General features: G+C 34.9%; 5 protein-coding genes. 2 read left to right on the plus strand and 3 right to left on the minus strand.

The features are described 5' to 3' along the window. Nucleotides 1-70: 70 nt before the first annotated feature. A complete protein-coding gene (gene tet(X), locus GXW81_RS10015; protein WP_161532199.1) occupies nucleotides 71-1237 on the minus strand; it encodes a tetracycline-inactivating monooxygenase Tet(X) in 1167 nt (388 codons plus the stop codon). Between the two features lie 358 nt (nucleotides 1238-1595). Between tet(X) and ere(D) the strand changes: the two genes are divergently transcribed. Both ere(D) and catB read left to right on the plus strand, forming a co-directional pair. Beyond that, on the plus strand, nucleotides 1596-2822 hold the full coding sequence (gene ere(D) / locus GXW81_RS10020) for an EreD family erythromycin esterase (RefSeq protein ID WP_015345560.1): 1227 nt from the start codon (nucleotides 1596-1598) through the stop codon (nucleotides 2820-2822). 395 nt (nucleotides 2823-3217) lie between these two features. Further along, entirely contained in the window at nucleotides 3218-3847 is a 630-nt protein-coding gene (catB, locus tag GXW81_RS10025) for a type B chloramphenicol O-acetyltransferase (RefSeq protein WP_010256763.1), read from the plus strand. Nucleotides 3848-4050: 203 nt separating this feature from the next. Here the strand turns inward: catB and GXW81_RS10030 are convergent, their stop codons facing one another. Continuing rightward, nucleotides 4051-4554 carry a trimethoprim-resistant dihydrofolate reductase DfrA49 gene (locus GXW81_RS10030; protein ID WP_038694170.1) on the minus strand — a complete coding sequence of 168 codons (504 nt, stop codon included), beginning with the start codon at nucleotides 4552-4554 and terminating at the stop codon, nucleotides 4051-4053. Next, the gene (locus GXW81_RS10035; RefSeq protein WP_139351754.1) at nucleotides 4551-4826 is read right to left on the minus strand and encodes a hypothetical protein; all 276 of its coding nucleotides are present in this window, start codon (nucleotides 4824-4826) and stop codon (nucleotides 4551-4553) included. Before GXW81_RS10035 ends, GXW81_RS10030 begins: the two co-directional genes overlap by 4 nt. Nucleotides 4827-5047 lie beyond the last annotated feature (221 nt).

Raw genomic sequence — 5047 nt, forward strand, 5'->3', positions numbered from 1 at the left:
CAAAAGTTCAATAGAAGTACTTCACCGGCTCTATTGCCAATTTGTTTGTTATGTGCCGTTTTATTCCATTTTATACATTTAACAATTGCTGAAACGTAAAGTCGGGTTTAAACATTTCAATTTCGTTTTGAGTTGATTCTTCTTGTGCTTCTTTGCCATAGATAAACATTTGCTGTTCATAATTTTTAACAGCCTCTTCAATGCTATTAAATTTTCCATCGGCTAGATTATCAGACAATATCAAGGCATCCACCAACCCACTATTTACTCCCTGCCCTGCAAAAGGCGGCATCAAATGTGCGGCATCCCCAATCATTGTTATGGGTAATGGGCGCTTGCTTTTCCAAGGCTTTTCTAAAGGAAATATCCGTGTAGCCAATCCTACAAATGACAACGGCGTATGAATCAATTCTTTGTAGCGTTCGTCCCAATCGGAAAATTTTTTCAGAAGAAAATCAACGACACTATTTCTGTTTTGAAAATCTACCTGCGTTTGGTTTTTCCATTCATCAGGTGTTTTAAAACTTATTCCAAAATGCAATGCACCATTATTATTGGGGTTAGCAAATAATAAATTACCTTGGTGAGATGCCATTAGCCGGTTTCCATTGCATAGCTGAAAAAATCCAGGACAGTTTATCTCTGGTTGATGAATATCGGCTTGTATATTGAAAGTACCTGTTTCTTCAACTTCCGTGTCGGTAACAAATTTTCTTACCTTGGACATCCCGCCATTGGCAAGAATAACCAAATCTGCTGTTTCACTCGGTTTATTCTCAAAAGTTAGTGTCCACTTCTTCTTACCAGGTTCAAGCATAACAAGTTTTCTATCCCAAATAACCGTGTCGTTTTCTAAACTATTCAACAAGATAGCCCTTAAGTCATTTCTGTTTATTTCAGGATTGTCAAATCGATTTTCGGGCTTTACATTTTTTGTGGATAAAATATTGCCTTTTTCATCAGCAATATTTACACCCATTGGTAAGGCTAAGTCATAATAAGTTTGTAACAATCCCGCTTTTTTCATTGCTTCCTGACCTGAACCTTTGTGTAGGTCAAGGGTTCCACCAAAAATTCTTGCCTCTCGGTCGTTGTCTCTTTCGTAAACTGAAACGTCTATGCCGTTTTGCTGTAATAATTTTGCCATAGTCAGTCCAACGGGTCCACCACCAATTATTGCAACGTTCTTATCACTAAGTAAATTCATTTGTTTGTCTGTATCTATTCGCATTGTCATTCAAAAATGGCCCATAACGGGAAACGCATTGGCGAAGTGGCGGATAAATTGGACGAAAAGTTCAATTTAGCAGTGACGTAGCCGATGTGTTTCCACAGAAGCTAAATTATTAAAAAAAGCTGAATGTGGAACACATTCGGCGGAATAAAATGCAGAAACTTTCAATTTAGCACTTAACCTGCCATTTTGCCAATGCGATGTTATGTGAAGGAATTTTTAGTATCTTTGTATTCAAATAATTCACATTTTATGTATTTCAGCAAGCCTTGGTAATTAAAAATTAAAGTAAATTATTAAATCGTCTTTTTGAGACGGTTGCTATTTGGTACGTTAATTTTTAATTTAAAATAAGGTAATAATGAAAAATATAAAACCCTTAACTTTTCCGTTTAATTCGGAAAATAATACATCCATAAAACAAAGTCTTTTTCGATTTCGAGAATATTTTGATTCTTCTACAATTGTTGGTTTAGGCGAAAACTCACATTTCATAAAAGAGTTTTTTACATTCAGGCATCAAGTTATTGAGTTTTTAGTAACTGAATGTGATTTTGACACCTTGGCATTTGAGTTTGGTTTTTCTGAAGGATTAGAAGTTGATAAGTGGATAAAATCACAAATTCCATTCGACGATTTGGATAAGTTACTGTCACACTTTTATTATCCAAATGAGTTTAAAGATACTTTGCTATGGCTTCGTCGGTATAATCAAGACAATAATAATCAAATTACCTTTTTAGGTGTGGATATTCCTAAAAATGGAGGTTCTTATTTTCCAAACTTTCGTATTGTATCTGATTATTTGCAAAGACTTTCAATCGTTTCTTCTGATGTCTTACAGAAGATTTTAAATCTTGCTGAGAAATTTGATTTCTATTCGACTTCTCAGCTTGCGTTAAATTTATCGCTTTTTGATGAAGCTGAACATAATGAATTAAAAGCATTGCTATTAAAAGTTTACATTCGTTTGGTCACTCTTCAACCAAAACTGGAAAGTTTAGAGTTTCAATCGATACTTCATCAAGTTAAAGGCTTGATTTATATGAATTATAATGCTGATGCTATGGAAAGCTTCATTACTGAAAAGGGAATTGAGGGAGATATGGGAGCAAAAGACCAGTATATGGCAGAAAGTATTGATTGGTTTTTGAAAAATTCACTTGGTAAAAAGATTATTTTAGTTGCCCACAATGCTCACATTCAAAAAACTCCGGTCGATTTTGACGGATTTATTAGTTGTTATCCAATGGGGCAAAGACTTTCGATGACTTTTGGAGAAAAATACAAAGCATTTGCAATAACTAATCTACGTGGAGAAACTGCCGCATTGTATCCTGATAATGATTATCAATTTGGTTTTAGGGTTGATAAATTTCCACTTGATTCTCCAGAGTCGGATTCTGTTGAATTTTTTATGCAGGAATTATCAGGAAAAGAATGCTGTTTAATAATCAATAAAAGTAAGGAATTAAAAAATTGTAGTAAGATTCGTTTTGATTCTATATATCTAAAAACTGAAATAGTAGATTCTTTTGATGGGATTTTCCTAATAGAAAAATCAACTGTTTCAGAAATAGTGGATTGAGAATAATGTAAATTTGATTTCGAAACGGTACTTTCTTTTTTGGAGGTGCCGTTTTATTCTTTCACATAACGGGAAACGCATTGGCGAAGTGGCGGATAAATTGAACCGAAAGTTCAATTTAGCAGTGACGTAGCCGATGTGTTTCCACAGAAGCTAAATTATTAAAAAAAAGCTGAATGTGGGACACATTCGGCGGAATAAAAAGCACAAAAGTTGAATTTTGAACTTAACCCGCCATTTTGCCAATGCGATGTTATGTGTAGTTTTTTAGTATCTTTGTCAGATGAAATTATCAGATTAGCAAATTTACTTTACGCAACGTATAGGAAGAGAATAGTTTAGTATTATTCTTCGTTTCCTTATTGTCTCTTATTGTAAATTAAATATGTTAAATAATGAAAAATTACTTCGAAAGTCCTTTTAAAGGAAAAATAATCAAAGACCACATAACTAATCCCAATATAATTTCGGGTAAATATTCTTATTATTCTGGTTATTATCACGGTCATTCATTTGACGATTGTGCTCGTTATCTGTTTCCGGACAGGAATGATGTCGATAAACTAATTATCGGTTCTTATTGTTCAATAGGGAGCGGTGCAAGTTTCATAATGGCAGGTAATCAAGGTCATAAATATGATTGGATTTCCAGTTTTCCATTTTTTTATATGTCTGAATTTGATGTTTTCAGTAAAAGCCAAGATGGATTTCAAAAAGCAGGAGATACAGTTGTTGGGAATGATGTTTGGATTGGTAGTGAAGCTATGATAATGCCAGGAGTTCAGATAGGAGATGGAGCTGTTATTGGCAGTCGTGCTTTGGTTACAAAAGATGTTGAACCTTATTCAATTGTAGGGGGAAATCCAGCCAAATTGATAAAAAAGAGATTTAGTGATGATGACATCCAAAAATTGCAGGAAATGAAATGGTGGGAATGGGATGAAGAAACCCTTTTTGAAGCAATGCCAATTCTTTGTTCAAATAAAATCGATTTGTTGTACAAGTTTTTTAGAAAAATGAAATGATAAAAAGAAGGTTCCGAAATTCGGAGCCTTTTTGTTTTAACTGCGTTTGCGGCTAAAATTACACATAACTTATTTATTGATACGGCTTTTCTGTACAAAACAGCATAATACTTGATGTTTTTGTGCAGGTTTGTTTCTTTATTTGATCAAATATAACGAAAGTAGGTAGACAATGATTTCTTATTTCTCATCAAGTAATCACGTTACCTCCAATACCTTTTCACTTCAAACGCATAGGCATTTTTCTCATCCACTGCTTGGGTTGCTACCGTTTCAACATTCCAAGCGACAGCTTCGAATTTCGGGAAGAAGGTATCTGCACCAAATTCGCCCTGCACATGGGTAATAAACATCTCTTGAACACAATCAAGCGCTAAAGCTTCTCGGTAAATTTGTCCGCCTCCAATTATGAAAACGGTTCGTTCCACTTCATTTTTATAATGATCCAAACAGGATTCCAAGGAAGAAAAAACAACTGCTCCAGGAGCATGATATTCGGTATTGCGTGTTAAGACCGCATTCTCGCGGTTGGGCAACGGCCGAAAACGTTCCGGAATGGAATCGTAGTTTTTTCTACCTGTAACCACAATATGTCCCGTGGTTGTTTCTTTGAAAAATTTCATATCTGCAGGCAAATGCCACATCAAATCATTGTTCTTTCCAATACCGAATTGCTGATCAACAGCAACAATCAATGCTACTTTCATGGAAGTACTTTGTAAATTGTAGGTGAAATGAACACCATGCGGGGATTTGGAATTACTGCATCGTGAACCTGTGTTCCCCTGGCCTCTTCTTCCGTGAGAAAATAACCAATTACCCAATGATAGGTTCCATCCGGAGCCACCACCTTGTGGATCGTTGGGGTGAATTTTTTTGAGAAATTAATTGGATTGCGAAGTATCCCTTCTTTACTTGACGAACATCCGTTAATAAAAGATAGTATTGCAATAAAAAAGATTAGATTTCTTGATTTCATTTTTTGTTTGACGGTTTTGTTTTATGCTTGCAGGTAACGTTTGGCAAATTGGCGATGGAGCCGACTTTTAGCACAAATGTTGAATAGAATTACTAATCTTCAACATTGCACAAAAGTTCAATAGAAGTACTTCACCGGCTCTATTGCCAATTTGTTTGTTATGTGCCGTTTTATTCCATTTTATACATTTAACAATTGCTGAAACGTAAAGTCGGGTTTAA

Origin of the sequence: Riemerella anatipestifer (assembly GCF_009932355.1) — a bacterium.
GTDB lineage: Bacteria > Bacteroidota > Bacteroidia > Flavobacteriales > Weeksellaceae > Riemerella > Riemerella anatipestifer_E.